Consider the following 15,993-nt stretch of genomic DNA (forward strand, 5'->3'; position numbering starts at 1 on the left):
GGCAAGCTCCTTTCAAATGAGGGGTGCGAAATGCACCACGCTTTTTTCCGTCAGTTGCGCGGGCTCGAATTCCAGTGTGCCCTCACCCATCAAGGGCGGCAGTGTGTACCTGACCTGGAACGAAAACTGTCCGGTGCTGCATGACCAGCTTGGGGGGTCAAAGTGCAGATTGCTGCTGACCTGGCCTGGCATATCGCTGAGCTCCAGGCTGGTTTGCACCAGGCTTTGGATTGCCGACAGAATGTATTGCTGGTTGGTCGGTGCTTCTGTGACTCCGCACGGGTAGTACTTGCCTGCGGCAATCAGGCTGTGCGCCATACGCGCGCCATCACCGACGGCCCGCGTGAGCGACTGCTGGGCCTGGAAGGCGCGCCAAAATACAAACAAGCCCATCAGCATCACCAACATCACCGTGGCAATCAGCGCAAATTCGATCGCAGCCAGGCCTTGCTGCGCGTGCGGCGTTGACTGGCGTGGTCCTACAGTTGTGCGTGTCATAGCACACCTCGGTCGACCATGATGCTGGCATTCGCTTGCAGCGATGCCGGCAACACCAAGCCCAGGCCAGGCAATGCCGGCGCAATCGCATGGCTGCGGTAGTCGGCCACGCCATAACCAACCACGACCATGCACGGTGTAGCGGTGTTGCACACAATATTGGGGTTGAAGCTACTGCTGCTGCAGTTGGCTGTGCCCAGGTGGCAGACATTGAAGCGGATGTCAGCGGGTGCTGGGCGCAAATTGGCAGGCAGCCAGGCCAGCGCATTGGCCGTGGCGTTTTGCGCTTGCGTGCGGCGGTGCTCCCAGGGCGGGCTGGATGGGGCTGCCGCTTGCACACTGGAGCTGGGGTAACGCAAGGCCGCGCGTGCACCTTCTTCGACTGCATATTGCATCGATTCACGCACCAGAAAAGTCAGGCCGTAGCTGATGATCGCATATAGCAGTGCAAAAAATACCGGAAAGATAATCGCCCACTCCACCGCATACACACCGCGTTGCAAGCGGGCGTAGCGGCGGCTTGCCGGGCGCGCTTGGCAAGCAGACATTGCAGTGTGGTTGGTGGCCATGGTGGCTCTCCTTCGGGGTGCTGGCATGCGCTGAGAACGCATGCACCAGAGGATTACTTATTGCTAATATCGGTTTTCACGCCTGTTTCATATTTTTCGGGAATTTCTCGCTCAAAACTCTTCAAATAGCGTGCGTAGCTGCGGCTGGCTTGGTCGCCATCGATCCAGCGCGGTGTGTGTGCTGGGGCCTGGCGTTGCATCGCCAGCAGGCTTTGCGTGGCACGGCCAATGTCGGTGCGCTCGGAGGCGGGGCGAAAGCGCAGCGGCGCAGCCGCCGCCGAAGAATGGTCGGCGTCGCCCACATGCGGGTAGTGCGTCAGCGCCGCTTCGGCAGGTGTGGTGGACATTTCTGCCGGGTCTTCAACTTGCGCAAAGGCCAGTGCGCCTTGGCTCAGGCACACACCGATGGCAAGCCAGCGCAGTGGGGTCATTACAAGTGCGGTCATGGTGGCCTCCTTAGTTCTCAAAAGTGTTCGGCTGGGCTGCTGCCGTAACAGGGTTGGTGGTGACTGCATCGTCCGGCTCTGGTGCGATGGCCTGTGCACCGGGTACTTCGAATAACACGACGGTGCTCGTCTTGGCCTGTGGGCTGGATGCCGGATTGGCGCTGCGCTCCTGCGCGGCTTGCAACACCTGGTCCAGCTGGCTGCGCAACATCTGCGTGGATTGCTGGTCAATCAGTGGCGCCGCTCCTTTGGCTTGTGGCTGCGAGAGTCGCTGCAGCAGGCGCTGCGCGTCGTCTTGCTGGCCATTGGCCAGCCAATACAGCGCCAAATTGAGTTGCACCCTGGCATTGCCTGGGGCCAATTGCGCTGCTTGCAAGGCGGGAACGCGCGCCGCAGGCAAATTGCCGTCCAGCATCTGGGCGTAAGCGATGTCGCTCAGCAGGCTGGCATCAATCGGGTTGAGTTGCCTGGCCTGCTCCAGCTGTGCAATCGCTTCGCCGTACTGGCCTTGGCTGGCATACAGCAGGCCTAGCCCGCGCAGCGCCCGGCCTTTGCTGCTGGTCTCCAGCAGGCTCTGGTAGTCTCTTTGGGCAGCCTCGAGTTGACCGGTGTTGCGCAGTGCGTCGGCGCGCAGCAGGGTGGATTCGGGCCTGGCACCGTGCTGTTTCTCAAACGCATCGGCGTGAGCCAGCGACGCATACCACTGGCCCGCTTGCTGCATTTGGTTGATCAGGTCCAGATAGGTTTGCACCGTATCTGGCTGGTTGGCCTGCTCAGCTGCAGCCAGTTGTTCCTGGGCTTGGGCGGCCGTGCTTTGCGAGCCCATCAGGCCGTAGCCGGATGGGGCTTTGCCAGCGCAACCGACCAATAGCAGGCTCAGTGCCAGGCTGCCAAGCACACGGGTACGCACGTTCTTGCTTCGAACTGCTGCGGTTGGTATTGCTGCGGTTGGTATTGCTGCGGTGGGGACTGCCATGGTCTGGTGGCGAGGTGAGTACATGCTTATTGCCCTCCCATGCTGGACAGTGATCGGATCACGGCCATGAAGCCGGGGCCTGCGGTGATGACAATCAGCGCAGGCAACAAGGTCAGCACCATCACGCCGGTCATCTTGACGGTGATGTGGCCAATTTTTTCCTTGAACGAAGCCTGGCGTTTCTCGCGCAAACGGATGCCAAACTGGTTCAGCGGCTCTTGCACGGCGCCGCCGTGGCGATCGACTTGCACCAGCAGACCGACCACGGCCAGCATGTCGTCGTCTGCACTGAGGTTTGCGAGCCGTTGGAACGATTGCTCGCGCGTGCGGCCATTCGCATAGAGCTGGTTGGCAATGCGCAACTCGCCACTGAGCACGCGCAGCACGCTGCCAAATTCAGTGGCCAGAATTTGCAGGCTTTGGTCTATGCTCAGGCCCACGCCTTGCAGCAGGCGCAACAAGTCGACAAACAAGGGCAGCTCCTCAACCACCTGGGCGCGGCGCTTGCTGGCTTTGATACGCACATACCATTTGGGCAGCATCATCCCCAAAGCCAGGCCAAAGAAGGCCGCAAAAAGGGTTGTTGTGCCACTGGTGTTGAGCAGCAAGACCAGCAGCACGGGCAAGGCCAGTGCCAATACGAAGCGGCTGAGCACATACCAGGTGCTGCCATCACGCAGCGAGATGCCGGCCTGGTCGAGCAATTTGCGGTCCTCATCGGCCAGCAAGGCTTTGGCAAGGCCTGAGCTGAGCCAGGCTGGTGCTTGCAGTTGCGCGCCAGCGTCTGGCTCGTTGGTATTGGCAGATGGCTGTGCCAGCGGGTTCAGCAGGAATTGGTCGCGGCCATTGTGGGCTGCTGGCGCGCTGCCAGGCAGGCCAACCGGCTCTGCATGGGCCGTTGACAATTGGGCCTGTTGCAGTACATGCTGAATTTGGCTGCTGGCCTGGGCCTGGCGGCGCAAGCGCCACAGCAAGCTGCCAGCCCATAGCAGCAGCCCCAGGGCAGCCAGCGCCAGGCTGAGAATGAGGAGGCGATCAGGGGTCATCGGGTCTCTCCTTGGTGCGAGAGCCGGTCAGCGTGGGCCAGCGTGGGCAAGCGTTGCTGCGTCATTTGAGCCTCGCAAGCCGGTAGAGTAAAAATGAGCCAATCACCTCGAGTGCAGCGGCCAGCAAAATCATGTTCTGGCCCGATGGGTCTTGCCACATGCGCAGAAAATAACTGGCATTGAGTACCATGATCAGGCCGCCGACAACAATAGGCAGCAGCGCCAGTACCCAGGCCGAGAGGCGAATTTCAGCCGACAAGGCGTGCAATTCACGCTCAGCGGCCTGTCGGTCGCGGATGTAGGCACTGACACGCTCCAGTACCAGGTCGGTGCGCCCGCCATAGCGCACGCTCATGCGAAATACCGCAGCCAGCAAGCCAAATTCGGGCAGGCGCCAGGTCCGCTCCAGTTGCGCCATCGCCAGGCCCAGATCGGGGTTGGCGCCGAGCATCGCGCTGGCTTGTTGCAAGGCGTCGCCCAAAGGGGCTGGCACATTCGGCACGGCCATTTGGAAGGCTGCATGCGGCGAGTTGCCAATCGTGATCAGGCGCACCATATTGTCCAGAAAGCCCGGCAATTGCTGCAGCAAAGCGCGGCGGCGTTTGCTGATGCGCTGCCAGATGCCAAAGGTGGCAAACAAGCCGTAGCAGGCCAGCAACAACGCGCCCAGGCCCAAGCCTGCCTGGGTGCTGGCGAGCAGGAAAATCCCAAAAGCCAGGCCAAACAGCAGGTAGAGCTGGCGCATCGACAGGCCCCAGGCCGAGATGCCCAGCTTGTCGTCGAGCTTGCGCAGCAGCGGGTGGCTGAACACGCTGGAGAAGACGGTTTTGTCCTCTGTGCTGCGGCCAAGCAAGGCTTGCATCTGGTCGGTGGGCGCGGCCGCTCTGCCGCGTTGCAGGCTATGCTGCAAATGGCGTGCGGTCGACTCCTGCTGCTGTTTCTGGTGCGCCCGGCCGAGCAGCCACAACGCCAGCGCCAGCAGCACATTGGCCAGCGCAACGATGAGCAGTACAGCAGGCACCAAATTCGACATGGGTGTTAATCCTTTGCGTTATGAAAAAGAGGCAGTGGCATCATGGTGTTCACGCATTCCTATGGGTTTGTTGTTGCATGCGCCACCAGTTTTGCAGCTTGCTCGAATGCGGCGAGATGCCCAGCGAGACCCAGTGGTCCTGCTCCTGGCCATTAGGCCCGATGCTGGGCTCGTAGCGGTAGAGCTCTTGCATCGAAATCATGTTGTCGGTCATGCCAGTGACCTCGGTCAGTGACAAGAGGCGCCGGCGGCCATTGGAGAGGCGGCCAATTTGCACGATGAAGTCGACCGCGTTGGCAATTTGGCGGCGCAGGCTGACTTCGCTGCCTTGAAAGCCGGCAAAACCAGCCAGCATTTCGGCGCGGTACAGGCATTCGCGTGGCGAGCTGGCATGGATCGTGCCCATTGAGCCATCATGGCCGGTGTTCATCGCCTGCAACAAGTCCAGCACTTCGCCGCTGCGCACCTCGCCAACGATGATGCGGTCTGGCCGCATCCGCAGGCTGTTGCGCAGCAGGTCGCGGATGTTGACCATGCCTGTGCCATCAAAGCCGCCCGGGCGGCTTTCCAGCCGCACGACGTGGTTGTGGTTGAGCGAGAGTTCGGCCGTGTCTTCAATCGTCACAATGCGCTCGCTCTCGGGGATGAAGTTGGCCAGCGCATTGAGCAGTGAGGTCTTGCCCGAGCTGGTGCCGCCACTGACCAGAATGTTGCAGCGCGACTGCACAGCCATCTCCAGAATGCGGCATATGTCTTCATTGAAGGTGCCCAGCTGCACCAGCTCGCTGGGGGTCAGCGGGTCTTTGCGGAATTTGCGAATCGACACCGACGGCCCGTCAATGGCCAGTGGCTCAATGATCACATTGATGCGCCCGCCATCGGGCAGGCGGGCATCGACCATCGGGCTGGATTCGTCCAGGCGCCGGCCAATGGGCGCCAGAATGCGCCGCACAATGCGCAGCACATGCTCGTCGTCCTTGAAGCGCACCGATACGCGCTGCAGCATCCCGCCGCGTGAGACATAAATATTCTCATGGCCGTTGATCAAGATGTCTTCGACCTGCGGGTCTTCCAACAGGTCTTGCAGCGGCCCCAAGCCAGTCAGCTCCCTGGTCAAGGCGCGTGCGACGATCAAGGCTTCTTGCTCGTTCACCGCAATCGAGTGCAGGCGAATGAAGCTGTCGAGTTCAAGCAAAACGAACTGGGCAATCGAGGCTTGTGACCAACGGCCAAACTCCGCTCCCAGCTCCTCGATGCGGCTGAGCAAATGCTCATGCGCCCGGTACTTCAAGTCGGCAAACAGCGCCCCGCGTTCAAAATCGGACGCTTGCTGCTCTGTGGTCGGTAGGACTCCAATTGTGGACATGGGCTTAGGCGCTTGGGTGGCGGTTAAATAGTCGGCTCAGGCCACTTGGGGCTTTGAGGGCAGGTTGTAGTTGGTGCAGTTTGGCCAGGTGGTCGGTGAGCCGGTTGAGCTCTTGCACATAGGGCTCGCGGTGCTGGGTGGTGGGCAAAAGCGCACCCTGGTTGATCGCTTGCGTCAGTGGGATGCGGCGCTCAGGCACCTGGGCCAGCAATGGGATGTGCAGCTGTTTGGCGATGTGCTCGGGCTCCAGCTCCAGGCGTGCGTCGTAGCGGTTGACAATCAACTGGATGCGCCCCTGGTCGACTTTGTGGGCCACCAACTGTTCGAGCAATTGCGTGGTACTGACCACGCTGGCGACGGTTTGCTCGCACACCACCCAGATTTGGCTGGCGCGCACCGCCACGCGCAGGCCCAGGTCGCTGGGCTGCACTGCGCCCAGGTCGGCAATCACATGCCGAAAGTACTGGCGCAGGCGCAGCACGATCAGATCGGTGTCTGCAGGGGCTGGCTCGTGCTGGCTGTGCTGTTTGGGCAGCGCCAGCAAGCGCAGCCCTTGGGCCTGTCTGGCCAGTGCCGAGGCTGTCAGTTTGCGGTCAAAACGGCGCAGGTTCTGCACGGCGGCGAGAAAATCAAATTCACCAAAGCAGTTCAGGTACATCGCGCAGTCGCTGGCTGGCTGGCCCAGGTCAATCAGCAAGGTGTCCAAGGCGGCGTCGCTGGGATCTTGGCCTGGCACCGCCGCAGCGGCGCTGTGCGCATGCATACGTTGCTGCAGGTACAGTGCCAAATGGCTGGCCAGCAAGCTGCAGCCAGTGCCTGCGCGCGCTGCGACCAGTGCCGTCAGTGGGGCAGTGTGGCTCGTGTCGGCGATGGTAGCGGGGCTGCTGGCCATCAGCCCGCGCACGGTGTTTTGCACGCTTTGGCTCTGCTCGTCGAGATCCAGAAACTCTTTGACACCAGCGCGCAAGGCCGCCAGCGTGGACTGCGGGTTGCGCATGCGGCCCAGAGCGACAATGGCCAGTTGCGGATGGTTGCTGCGCAACTGCTCGACCAGGCGGGCTGCCAGATCCAGCACTGGCACATCAAAATGGACCAGTACCAGCTGGGGGTGCAGCAGCAGCACGTGCTCGCTGATATTGTCCTGAAAGCGCGCGCTGTGCAGGCTGGCGCCGTCGAGGACCTGGCGTATCCAGTGCGAGGCCTGCATGCCTTCTTCGGTGCCGGCATGCACCAGCAGCAGCTCGCCCTCCAAATCTGCGCAGGAGGTGGTGCGTACGGCTTGTGCCTGCAGCACCTCCAAGGCGCGAGCAGGTTTGTTGGGCATGCTGGCAGGCGGCTGGGGCGGTCTGGACAGCATCGCATCCAGGCTCACTGGGTTGGTGTCCATCTTGCTGCTGTCAGAAGGCGCACTGGCTTCTAGGGGGGGGCTACTGGATGCCTGGTCTGGGCGTGCGCCAGCCATCGCCAGAATGGGCGATGGGCCGGTGTCCAGCACCGGCTCTGTGCCGCGCTCTGACAAGGACAGGTGGGCGTTGTGGAGATAGGGTTGGGATGGCATGGCGGGCCTCTTGCTGCATCTCTCAGTACGAAAAGCCCGGCAGCGCGGCGTCAGGTTTGAGACCTCCGGCCAAGAACGGCTCCCACACCTGGGCGGCATTGCGGCGCTCGGATTGCGCGCCGGGCAGCAGCGGCTGAAAGTCCGTGCCAGGCGGCAGTGGGTTGACCAGGGTCGGCGTGACGATGATGACCAGCTCGGTTTCTTCCTGTGAGTAACTGAGGTTTTTGAAAAACGCGCCCAAAATGGGCAAGTCGCCCAGCAGCGGCACTTTGTTGACGTTGGAGGCGGTGCTGCGGCTGACCAGGCCACCAATCACAAAGCTTTCGCCATCGGCCAGCTCGACCATGGTGTCGGCACGGCGGGTGCGAATGGCAGGCACGGACACGCCACCGACCGAAACCGAGTTGGTGAAGTCCAGGTCACTGGCCTCTGGCGCGACCTTCAAGGCGATGCGCTCGTCAGACAGAATGGTTGGCGTCAGCTGCAGGCGCACACCGAATTCCTTGTACTCAATGGTGATATTGCCGTCTTTTGCTGCGACCGGGATGGGCAGCTCACCGCCGGCCAGGAAGCTGGCACTTTGGCCCGAATGGGCCAGCAAGGTCGGCTTGGCCAATATGCGTGCCAGGCCATTGCCTTCGAGCACGCTCAGGCGTACATCCAGGCCGGCACCGCTGAACGCATTGCCAAAGCCCATGACCAGGTTCATCGCGTCGGCAATCGGCGACTGGCCTGTGCCGGTGCTGGGGTTGTAGAGTCCAAAGTTGAAGCCGTGGTCGTTCGCACCCAGACTGGCGATATTGATGCCAGCACGCTTGAGTGCGGTTTTCTTGAACTCGACCACCTGCACATCGACTTGCACGGTGTTGCTTTTGACTGCGATGCGCGAGCGATCCTGCAGCGGTGTTCCTTCTGCAGCTTGTGTGCGCAAGCTGGCTGTGGCCTGGGCGTGCTCACTCAGGCTGGTGAGTTTGCGCTCCAGGATCAGGTTCTGCGCCAGCACCTGCACTTGCCAGTACTGTGGGGCGCCTTTGCCGCGTGGCCAGACGGTCAAGCTCGTGCGGCCCGGACTTTTGGCGGTCACCAAGAGCTCGGCGATGTCGGAGTTGCTCCCTGGTGTCTGGCGCAGCACCTGCACATCCAGTAGCTCTGGGTTGCCGACTGCGATGCGGCTGACGCCGTAGCCTGGTCTGAGCACCTGCTGGCTGCCGCTGTGCAGTTGCAATGCTTGGCTGCCTTCTGCAAAGGGGGGGCTGGGCGTATCCTGTGGTGCAGCAATGCTGTCTGAAGCCGCAACCGGGAAGCTGGTGGTTTGGGCCTGCACTGGCAGGCTGCTGGCGGCCACGCCGATCAGCGTGCCCATCAGCGACAGTGCCAGGCACTGGCGTGGCGAGCGTGCGCGACCTTGCGCGGCTGGCAGTAAGAGGGAGTGGTTCATAGGGGCCTTTCCTGCTCGCATCAGTAATGCACGGTTTGCACGTTGGCGCCGTTGTAGATCTGTACCGGGCGCTGTTTCGGGCCTTGCTGGCTGCTGGAGATGGGCGCGGGCAACGGCGGGGCGGCGGCGCGCTTGCGGTTTTTGTCATCGCCGCCGGTGGCCAAATCATGCAGGCGCATGCCGGCAAACGCCCGGTCAGCGCCTTGCAGCTCTTGGTCCTTGGCGAGCGCGCCGGTTTTGGGGCGCAGCACGGCTGGCAGCGCGGTGAACAGTGCGGCATCGGGCACGGCCAGGTCGTCGGGGTGGCGCAGCGCCAAGGTCAGTTGGCCGTATTTTTCTGCCAGACTCAGGCGCTGCACATCGTCCAGCGGCACGGCCAGCACGGCGGTTTTGGCGTTTTCCGGGCGTTGGTTGTGTTCGTCACGGCCGGGCTGGTTGCCCGTGCGGCGGTTTTGGTTGGCTGGGTCTTGCTCGGCTCTTTGTTGCTGGGCCAGCGTTGGCGGTGGGTTTTCTACTGTGGCACCCCCATAGGCCAGCACGCGTGAGCGCGCCATCAGCAAGCGGTTTTGTGTGTCGACTGGGCTTTGGTCATTGGACTCGGCATCCAGGGTCACAAACACATCAACAAAATCGCCTGGGCGCACGCGGTGGCCGGCGGCCATGGCCTCATTGACAGCAATCGCAACTGCTCGCTGGCCAGGCTCCAATTGCAGCGCCAGGCCACTGATCACATTCTGCTCAAACAAAGGCGCATCGCTGGCCATGGCCAGTGTGGTGGTCTGGCCCACAGCCTGGCTGGTGCTGGCAAAGCTATTGGCCACTGGCATAGGCAATTGGGCAATTTTCAGGTCTTCAGCACTGAGCTTGTGGCCCGCTGGTACATCTTTGGCCAATACCACCAGGTCATACAACACCGGTGGTGGAGCGGGTGCGGCTTGGCTGGGACTGCTGGATTCGGCCAGCATTGCGGCTGGCGCAGGGGCGACTTGCCGCTGGGGCTGGCGCATCAGCTGCCAGGCCAGCAGAGCCAGGGCCAGGGCCAGCACAATCAATATGCCGGCAATGATTTTGGTCAGTCTCATGGCGTGGCCTCCTGCGGGGTGACAGTGTGTCTGGGTAGTGCGAGATGCATGGCGAATCTAAAAAAGTATCGGTGCGAGCCAAGATGCGGATACTTTTCTTTCAGTGCCAAGCGGCAGCATGGCTGCAGCAGTCGCCTTGAGAGAAAAATACCTGCGGTACATAGCGGTGGAGCAGCAATGACTCCATCAGGGATAGGAGGTTGGTCAATGGTGCTTCTGCATCGTTTGCGGCTCCGGTTGGTTGACCTGGTTGGTGTTCATGCGCGACTCCAAAGCATCAGCCCAATGGCAGCAATCGCCATATAACCGGCATAAGGAATGGAACGCGTGCGATTGCGGGCGACAAAATTCAGCTGCAGCTCCAGCGGTTTGGCAGGTGCCCCCACTGAACCCAGCTGTGTTTGTAGCCACACGCCCAATGGACGGTGTTGCAGTGCAGACCAGGCCAGCACAATGAGGCCGTGCAGACCGGCGAGCACACTGCCACCCACCCAAATGGCGAGTAACGCTGGGCTTGGGCCCAGCCACAGACCGATGACGGCAGCGAACTTCACGTCACCAGCCCCCATCCAGCCCAATGCGTAAAACGGCAACAGCGCAATGGACGCCACCAGCATGCCAAGCACGCCGTTCAACGGCGTGACTTGGAAGGGGTGTGCGCCACTGAATAGCGCCACAGTGCCTATCGCTAGGCCCAGCAGCACCATCCAGTTGCGCACTTTGCGAATACGCAAGTCCATCACTGCTATGACGAGGAGCCATAGCAGTGAAAAGACTGCTAAGAGTACCGTTGCAGCCATGCTGGTTAGTACCGCTTTTTAAGGGGTTCCAGGTGTTTGTAGTCCTTCGCTGATTTTTTCAAAAATTACTTTCAAATATGTACCAATGTCAGTTACCGCAGCGAGAATCCCTACTGCAATCAAACCAGCAATCAGCCCGTACTCAATAGCTGTTGCGCCTTCTTCGTCTTTCCAGAACTTTTTGATGATGTTGGTCATGGCATCTTCCTTTTGACTTAAAACGCCCATCTGTTGAAGGAGTGCAATGGCTGGCGATGGGTGAACCGGCTATTGCTTGTGAAGACTGTGTTGTGGCTACCACCAGCTCGCTGCTGTGGTGTGTGGGTAGGTGTCGATGTGCCGTGCAAAGCGCAGCTGCAGTGCAGGGCGCTCGGTCAGCAAGGCCAATGGCTGGCTGTGCTGCGGTGAACGGGCCATGCTCTCGGTCCTGTCAGGCACCTGGGCGTGCAGAAACAATTGGTGCATGCGCAACGCCGAGCTGCCTTCAGGCAACAAGCTGCCGGTTGTGCGCACCAGCTGCAGCTCGTTGATGCGTTGGTCGTGCTGTGCATCGGCCAGCTCCAGCATCAGGTTTTGCATGTCCAGCTGCGCATCCAGCACTTGGGATAAGCTGCCGCGGCCTGCTTCGAGCAAACGGCGCCGGCCGTCGAAAGCGCCGCCGGCCTCTGCCACGGCCGCTTGCAGCTCGCTGACGCGCGCGCGTCCTGCTTGCACACGGCCCCAGGATGAAGCGGCAGTCTCGCGCACCTGGCGCAGCACGGCCTCTTGCTGGGCCTGCTGGCTTTGCAGCTCGTTCATCGCCTTGCGAATGCGGTCACGCACTTCAAAGCCGTTGCCAAAATTCCAGTTCAGCTCCAAGCCCATGCGTGTGCCGTCGTTGAACAGTACGCCTTTGGGGTCGTAAGTGTGGCTGGCAACGGCTTCGAGCGTAGGGAAGCGCTCGGCCTCGCTGCGTTCGACCTCGGCCTGGGCTTTGGCGATTTGCTGGGCGATTTCTTGCAGCTCGGGACTGCTGGCTTCCGATTGCTGCAGTGCCTGTGCCTGGCTGTTTGGCAGCCACTGGGCAGGCACGCTCAAATGGGGCAGGTGGCCTGTTGCGGGGCTGAAGCTGTAGTAGCGCGTAAAGCGCGCCAGCGCCACTGCGCGCTGCGACTCGAGTGACAGCTGCTGCGCGCGCGCGCTGGATTGGCGTGAGGCGGCTTGGCGCAAGTCGTTGCGGCCCACTGCACCCAGCTCGGCGCGGCGCTCTTCAATCTTGGCCAGTTGCGCGATGATGTTGGCCGACTCGGCCGCAATCGCGGCTTTTTGCTCGTAGCGCGACAGCTCCAGCAGTGCGGTCAGGGCTTCGAGTAAGGTATTTTGGCGCGTGCCCTGCAGGATGCTGGCCTGCGCGGCTTGTTGGTACTCGGCCGAGCGCACATTGGCACTGATGGCGCCGCCGTCCAGCAAGCTCATGCGCACTTCTGCATTGATGGCGTTGTAATTTTCTTTGCCACTGCTGCGGTTGACGCTGCCTGAATTGGTGCCGACTTTGAAGTTCGGCCAGCGCGCATGTTCTGCGGTATTGAGGTCTTGGCCGGCGGCGGCAAGGGCTGCCTTGGCCCTGAGGATTTCAGGGTAGTTGTCGACCATGGTTTGCAAGGCCTCCAGCAGGCGTTGCTGGCTGCTGTTGCCAGCCAGGCTGTTGGTTGAGAGCCGTTGGGCCAATTGCAAAGAGGGCGGCGGCGGCGCACTGGGGGTTTGGGCAAGAGCAGGCAGGCAGCCCAGCACCAAAGCGGCAGCAACGGTCCATGTCAGGCCGGCAGGTTGCATGCTGGCACAGCCTGGGCGTGATGGAGTGGGGCACAAGCGCGTTAACCTGGACATGTCATGGCTCCCGGAACGCTTCACTCTGGATGCGCAGCACCGGTCTGAGCAAATACCAGATGAATGGCTCATGGCCCAGCAGCAAGTCGACCTCGGCTTGCATGCCGGTGGTGATGCGGTTGTCTGTGCGGCCCACCCAGGGCTGCTCGACGCTGGCCAGAATGCGGAAATACGACGGTGCATCAGGCACATCTTGGTCTCGGTCGGCATCAGCGGCCACCAGAGTGACTTTGCCGGGGACTGAGCCGTAACGCAAAAAGTCGTAGGCACTGACTTTGACCTTCACTTCCTGGCCGCTGCGCACATAACCGCGGTCAGACGGATTCAGGCGTGCTTCGACCAGAATTTCCTCTTTGTCGGGCACGATCTCCATGATGGGCTCGCCCGGTTTGACAACCCAACCTGTGCCACTGCTGCGCAAGCCCTTGATGATGCCATCGGTGGGGGCCAGCACGACTGTGCGGGTGCGCTGGGTGCGTGCGCGGCTCAGGTCCTGGGTCAGGCTGTGCAAGTCGCGCTCAACACTGGCCAGTTCTTGCGAGGCGCGGCTGCGAAAGCTGCCTTGGGTTTCTTGCTGTTTGGCTTGTGCTAGCGCGACCTTGGCGTTGGCGCTCAGCAGGCTCTTTTGGGCGGCAGCCAGTTCGCTGCGCACTTGCTCCAGCGCGCGTTGTCTATCCAGCACTTCAAGCTGGCCAATCAACTGCTCTTGTGCCAGCTGCTGGGCGATATTGGCCTCTTGCTGGAACAGGTCCAGGCGTGTTTGCAAGCCTGTGATGCGTGTCTGGGTTTCGGCCACTTCGGCACGCGCTTGCTGCAAACTGGCCTGTGCGGCCGCGAGGCTGCCTTGGTGTTCCAAAGCGCGTGCTTCAAACGCGCCCAGCTCGGCGCTCACCACCTGGCTGTCGAGTTCTTTGGAGAAGTCGCTGGCCTGTAGTGTTTTGCCCATGCTCTCGGCACTCAGGCGCACTTTCATGGCCTGCGTGGCCGCGTGTCTGGCAGTCAGTTGCTCCAAGTTGAGGCTGGTGCTGCCCAGATCGATTTCCAGCAAGGGCTGGTCCCGCTCGACAGCCTGGCCTTCGCGCACATGCACGGCGCTGACAATGCCGCCTTCCAGATGCTGCACGGTTTGCACACGGTCCGAAGGAATCACCTTGCCTGGCGCGACGACTGCATTCTCAACGGGATAAAACAGGCCGGTCAGTGTCAGCGCTGCTAGCAGCAGCAAGCCCCATTTGTGTTTGCCGCTCCAGCGTTTGGTGGCGGTGGCCAGCGTGGCCTGGTCAACGCCTGCCTTGCCCTGGGCTTGGCGCAGTACCTGCGGCAGCTGATGGTATGGGGGCAGCTTGTGTGTCATGCGGCCTCCTGCTGGGCTGGGCCGTGTCCGGCGGCACTGGCGTGCTCAGTGGCTGGAGCCACACCAAAGAGTTTGGGCAAGAGCTCGGTGGCGGTGCCTTGCTCGATCTGGCCATCGCCACAGACATGGTAGATGCGCTGGGCAATCGAGGCCACCCGCACTGAATGGGTGATGACAATGACCGTGTGCTTTTGGGCGATTTTGTGCAGCGTGTGCAGCAGTGTGGTTTCGCTCTCAAAATCCAAATCACTGCTTGGCTCATCCAAAATCAGCACAGTGGGGTTGCGCAAGAACAATTGCGCCAATGCCAGTTTGCGCAGCTCACCGGCCGATACACCGGTGCCCCCTTCGCCCAGCACAGTTTGGTAGCCCTGTGGCAGGCGTGAGATGAACTGGTGCGCGCCAGCAACCTGGCAGGCTGCGACAACCTGTGCATCGCTGGCCTGGCCGTTGACCATGCGCAAGCTGTCGATGATTGGGCCGCTGAACCAGTAAATTTGCTGGCCTAAACAGCCAATCCATTCGCCAATGTCGCCGCGCGAGAATTGCGCCAGATCGTACTCGTCAATGAATACATGGCCATCTGTGGGCGCATACAGTCCCGCCAGCAGTTTGCCCAGGGTCGATTTGCCTGCGCCGTTGCGGCCCACGATGGCATGCAGACCGCCTGGGCCCATCGACAGGCTCACCGCGTCCAAGGTGTGGTGGCCATTGGCATACTGGAAGCTGGCTTGTTTGAGCTGCATATGCCCCTTGGGGCGTGGTAGTGACAGGTTTTGCGAGGCCGGCTCGACCGGCTCTTGCAGCACCGCCTGCAGGCGTTGGGTGGCTTCGTTGGCACGTGCCAGCGAGCGCCAGTTGCCCGCCAGCTGGGCAATCGGGCCCAGCGCTTTGCTGGCCAGCAGGTTGACGGCCATCAGACTGCCGATGCTCATCCATTGCGAATTGATGGCTACGGCACCGACAGTAATCACCGCGATGGTGAAGAAGGACAGCAATATGGTGTTGGCTTCACGTGTGTTTTCCAACTCACCGTTTTTGCTAAAGCTCTCACTGAGCCAGGTGTCGTAATCGTTTTGCCAAGTTTGGCGCACCGCCTCATCATGGCCCAAGAGCTTGAGGGTGGCGCGTGCATTGCAGACCTCGGTGGTTTGGCGATCGAGTGATCTGGCTTGCGCCAGCTCTTCGACACGGCCGCTGCGCACCTCATCGGCCCACCACCAGGCCAGCACACCTAGGATCACCATGGCCACCAAGATCACAGGCAATACGGGCAAGGCCACGATGCCAATCACAATCAAGGCCAGAATGACCATGGGCAAGTCCATCAAGGCACTGGCCAGACCGCCTGAGATGCTGGAGCGCATGGCTGGAACATCACGGAATAACTGCAGCCATTGGCTGGTGGGGCGTTGCTCCAGGTCTTGCAAAGGCCGTTGCAGCATCGAGGCCATCAAGGCCCTGGAGACGCGGTAGTCGATCTCCGCGCCCGCTTCACGCAGCGCTTTGGCGCGCTTGCGGCGCAGCCACCATTCAATGCACAGAAAGCACAGCACACCTGCAACCATGGCGATCAAGGTGGAGTTACCGCCGCGCGCAATTACCCGGTTGTAGACCTGTAAGACAAAGATGGAGGGCAGCAAACCCAGTAAGCCAATCGGCACAGACAACCATGCGGCCGCGCGCACATGCTGCCAAGCGCCAGTGCACGCGTCGGCAATGGCCGCTGCATAAGGGCTTGTTGTGCTTGCGTGGTGTTTCCCTTCAGGCGGACTGAGGGGCTGCAAGCGGCTTGGCATCAGGTACTTAAGCATTGGGTACCTTTCGGTTGTTCTCGCACATCAGGTTTGCAACCGGTGTCGAGGGGCGTAGCACGGAACCATTAAAGTTGTTACAAACTGAGCTAATCAAAATGTAAGTAATGTCAACTAAATCATAGTTTATGACATTTTTCTGATCTC

15 protein-coding genes are annotated in these 15,993 nt (G+C 61.1%); all 15 read right to left on the bottom strand.

All coding sequences use genetic code 11. The annotated features are described in order from the left end of the window. Nucleotides 1–12: 12 nt before the first annotated feature. Nucleotides 13–498, bottom strand: coding sequence for a TadE/TadG family type IV pilus assembly protein (locus E8K88_RS06190; protein ID WP_136405785.1), 486 nt, complete (start codon nucleotides 496–498; stop codon nucleotides 13–15). Further along, the gene (locus E8K88_RS06195; RefSeq protein ID WP_240754362.1) at nucleotides 495–1,067 is read right to left on the bottom strand and encodes a TadE/TadG family type IV pilus assembly protein; all 573 of its coding nucleotides are present in this window, start codon (nucleotides 1,065–1,067) and stop codon (nucleotides 495–497) included. The genes E8K88_RS06190 and E8K88_RS06195 overlap by 4 nt, the downstream gene beginning before the upstream one ends. Nucleotides 1,068–1,120: 53 nt before the next feature. Next, entirely contained in the window at nucleotides 1,121–1,513 is a 393-nt protein-coding gene (locus E8K88_RS06200) for a DUF3613 domain-containing protein (RefSeq protein WP_136405786.1), read from the bottom strand. Between the two features lie 10 nt (nucleotides 1,514–1,523). After that, nucleotides 1,524–2,513, bottom strand: coding sequence for a tetratricopeptide repeat protein (locus tag E8K88_RS06205; protein WP_240754363.1), 990 nt, complete (start codon nucleotides 2,511–2,513; stop codon nucleotides 1,524–1,526). A gap of 2 nt (nucleotides 2,514–2,515) precedes the next feature. Then, the gene (locus E8K88_RS06210) at nucleotides 2,516–3,535 is read right to left on the bottom strand and encodes a type II secretion system F family protein (RefSeq protein WP_136405787.1); all 1,020 of its coding nucleotides are present in this window, start codon (nucleotides 3,533–3,535) and stop codon (nucleotides 2,516–2,518) included. A 61-nt stretch (nucleotides 3,536–3,596) separates the two neighbouring features. Beyond that, the gene (locus E8K88_RS06215) at nucleotides 3,597–4,568 is read right to left on the bottom strand and encodes a type II secretion system F family protein (protein ID WP_136405788.1); all 972 of its coding nucleotides are present in this window, start codon (nucleotides 4,566–4,568) and stop codon (nucleotides 3,597–3,599) included. Nucleotides 4,569–4,617: 49 nt separating this feature from the next. After that, nucleotides 4,618–5,934: a TadA family conjugal transfer-associated ATPase gene (locus E8K88_RS06220; RefSeq protein WP_136405789.1), complete on the bottom strand. Its 1,317-nt coding sequence runs from the start codon at nucleotides 5,932–5,934 to the stop codon at nucleotides 4,618–4,620. A 4-nt stretch (nucleotides 5,935–5,938) separates the two neighbouring features. Then, entirely contained in the window at nucleotides 5,939–7,492 is a 1,554-nt protein-coding gene (locus E8K88_RS06225; protein WP_136405790.1) for a pilus assembly protein CpaE, read from the bottom strand. Between the two features lie 22 nt (nucleotides 7,493–7,514). Continuing rightward, nucleotides 7,515–8,930, bottom strand: a complete 1,416-nt coding sequence (locus E8K88_RS06230) for a type II and III secretion system protein family protein (protein ID WP_240754364.1) — start codon at nucleotides 8,928–8,930, stop codon at nucleotides 7,515–7,517. Nucleotides 8,931–8,950: 20 nt separating this feature from the next. Further along, nucleotides 8,951–10,012 (bottom strand): Flp pilus assembly protein CpaB, encoded by a 1,062-nt coding sequence (cpaB, locus tag E8K88_RS06235; protein WP_136405791.1) that lies wholly within the window; start codon nucleotides 10,010–10,012, stop codon nucleotides 8,951–8,953. Between the two features lie 257 nt (nucleotides 10,013–10,269). Next, a complete protein-coding gene (locus E8K88_RS06240; RefSeq protein WP_136405792.1) occupies nucleotides 10,270–10,812 on the bottom strand; it encodes an A24 family peptidase in 543 nt (180 codons plus the stop codon). An 18-nt stretch (nucleotides 10,813–10,830) separates the two neighbouring features. Then, nucleotides 10,831–11,010 (bottom strand): Flp family type IVb pilin, encoded by a 180-nt coding sequence (locus tag E8K88_RS06245; protein ID WP_136405793.1) that lies wholly within the window; start codon nucleotides 11,008–11,010, stop codon nucleotides 10,831–10,833. Nucleotides 11,011–11,106: 96 nt separating this feature from the next. Next, the gene (locus E8K88_RS06250; protein WP_240754366.1) at nucleotides 11,107–12,624 is read right to left on the bottom strand and encodes a TolC family protein; all 1,518 of its coding nucleotides are present in this window, start codon (nucleotides 12,622–12,624) and stop codon (nucleotides 11,107–11,109) included. A gap of 55 nt (nucleotides 12,625–12,679) precedes the next feature. After that, complete coding sequence (locus E8K88_RS06255; protein ID WP_136405795.1) at nucleotides 12,680–14,032, bottom strand: HlyD family type I secretion periplasmic adaptor subunit; 1,353 nt, start codon at nucleotides 14,030–14,032, stop codon at nucleotides 12,680–12,682. Beyond that, nucleotides 14,029–15,846, bottom strand: coding sequence for a peptidase domain-containing ABC transporter (locus E8K88_RS06260; protein WP_136405796.1), 1,818 nt, complete (start codon nucleotides 15,844–15,846; stop codon nucleotides 14,029–14,031). Before E8K88_RS06260 ends, E8K88_RS06255 begins: the two co-directional genes overlap by 4 nt. Nucleotides 15,847–15,993 lie beyond the last annotated feature (147 nt).

It is taken from the genome of Lampropedia aestuarii, from assembly GCF_004803635.1.
Taxonomy (GTDB): Bacteria; Pseudomonadota; Gammaproteobacteria; order Burkholderiales; family Burkholderiaceae_C; genus Lampropedia; species Lampropedia aestuarii.

Excerpts from the sequence above, each read along its gene's own strand:
- E8K88_RS06190 (WP_136405785.1), bottom strand. The coding sequence starts at position 498 with ATGACACGCACAACTGTAGGACCACGCCAGTCAACGCCGCACGCGCAG.
- E8K88_RS06195 (WP_240754362.1), bottom strand. The coding sequence starts at position 1,067 with ATGGCCACCAACCACACTGCAATGTCTGCTTGCCAAGCGCGCCCGGCA.
- E8K88_RS06200 (WP_136405786.1), bottom strand. The coding sequence starts at position 1,513 with ATGACCGCACTTGTAATGACCCCACTGCGCTGGCTTGCCATCGGTGTG.
- E8K88_RS06205 (WP_240754363.1), bottom strand. The coding sequence starts at position 2,513 with ATGTACTCACCTCGCCACCAGACCATGGCAGTCCCCACCGCAGCAATA.
- E8K88_RS06210 (WP_136405787.1), bottom strand. The coding sequence starts at position 3,535 with ATGACCCCTGATCGCCTCCTCATTCTCAGCCTGGCGCTGGCTGCCCTG.
- E8K88_RS06215 (WP_136405788.1), bottom strand. The coding sequence starts at position 4,568 with ATGTCGAATTTGGTGCCTGCTGTACTGCTCATCGTTGCGCTGGCCAAT.
- E8K88_RS06220 (WP_136405789.1), bottom strand. The coding sequence starts at position 5,934 with ATGTCCACAATTGGAGTCCTACCGACCACAGAGCAGCAAGCGTCCGAT.
- E8K88_RS06225 (WP_136405790.1), bottom strand. The coding sequence starts at position 7,492 with ATGCCATCCCAACCCTATCTCCACAACGCCCACCTGTCCTTGTCAGAG.
- E8K88_RS06230 (WP_240754364.1), bottom strand. The coding sequence starts at position 8,930 with ATGAACCACTCCCTCTTACTGCCAGCCGCGCAAGGTCGCGCACGCTCG.
- cpaB (WP_136405791.1), bottom strand. The coding sequence starts at position 10,012 with ATGAGACTGACCAAAATCATTGCCGGCATATTGATTGTGCTGGCCCTG.
- E8K88_RS06240 (WP_136405792.1), bottom strand. The coding sequence starts at position 10,812 with ATGGCTGCAACGGTACTCTTAGCAGTCTTTTCACTGCTATGGCTCCTC.
- E8K88_RS06245 (WP_136405793.1), bottom strand. The coding sequence starts at position 11,010 with ATGACCAACATCATCAAAAAGTTCTGGAAAGACGAAGAAGGCGCAACA.
- E8K88_RS06250 (WP_240754366.1), bottom strand. The coding sequence starts at position 12,624 with ATGCAACCTGCCGGCCTGACATGGACCGTTGCTGCCGCTTTGGTGCTG.
- E8K88_RS06255 (WP_136405795.1), bottom strand. The coding sequence starts at position 14,032 with ATGACACACAAGCTGCCCCCATACCATCAGCTGCCGCAGGTACTGCGC.
- E8K88_RS06260 (WP_136405796.1), bottom strand. The coding sequence starts at position 15,846 with ATGCTTAAGTACCTGATGCCAAGCCGCTTGCAGCCCCTCAGTCCGCCT.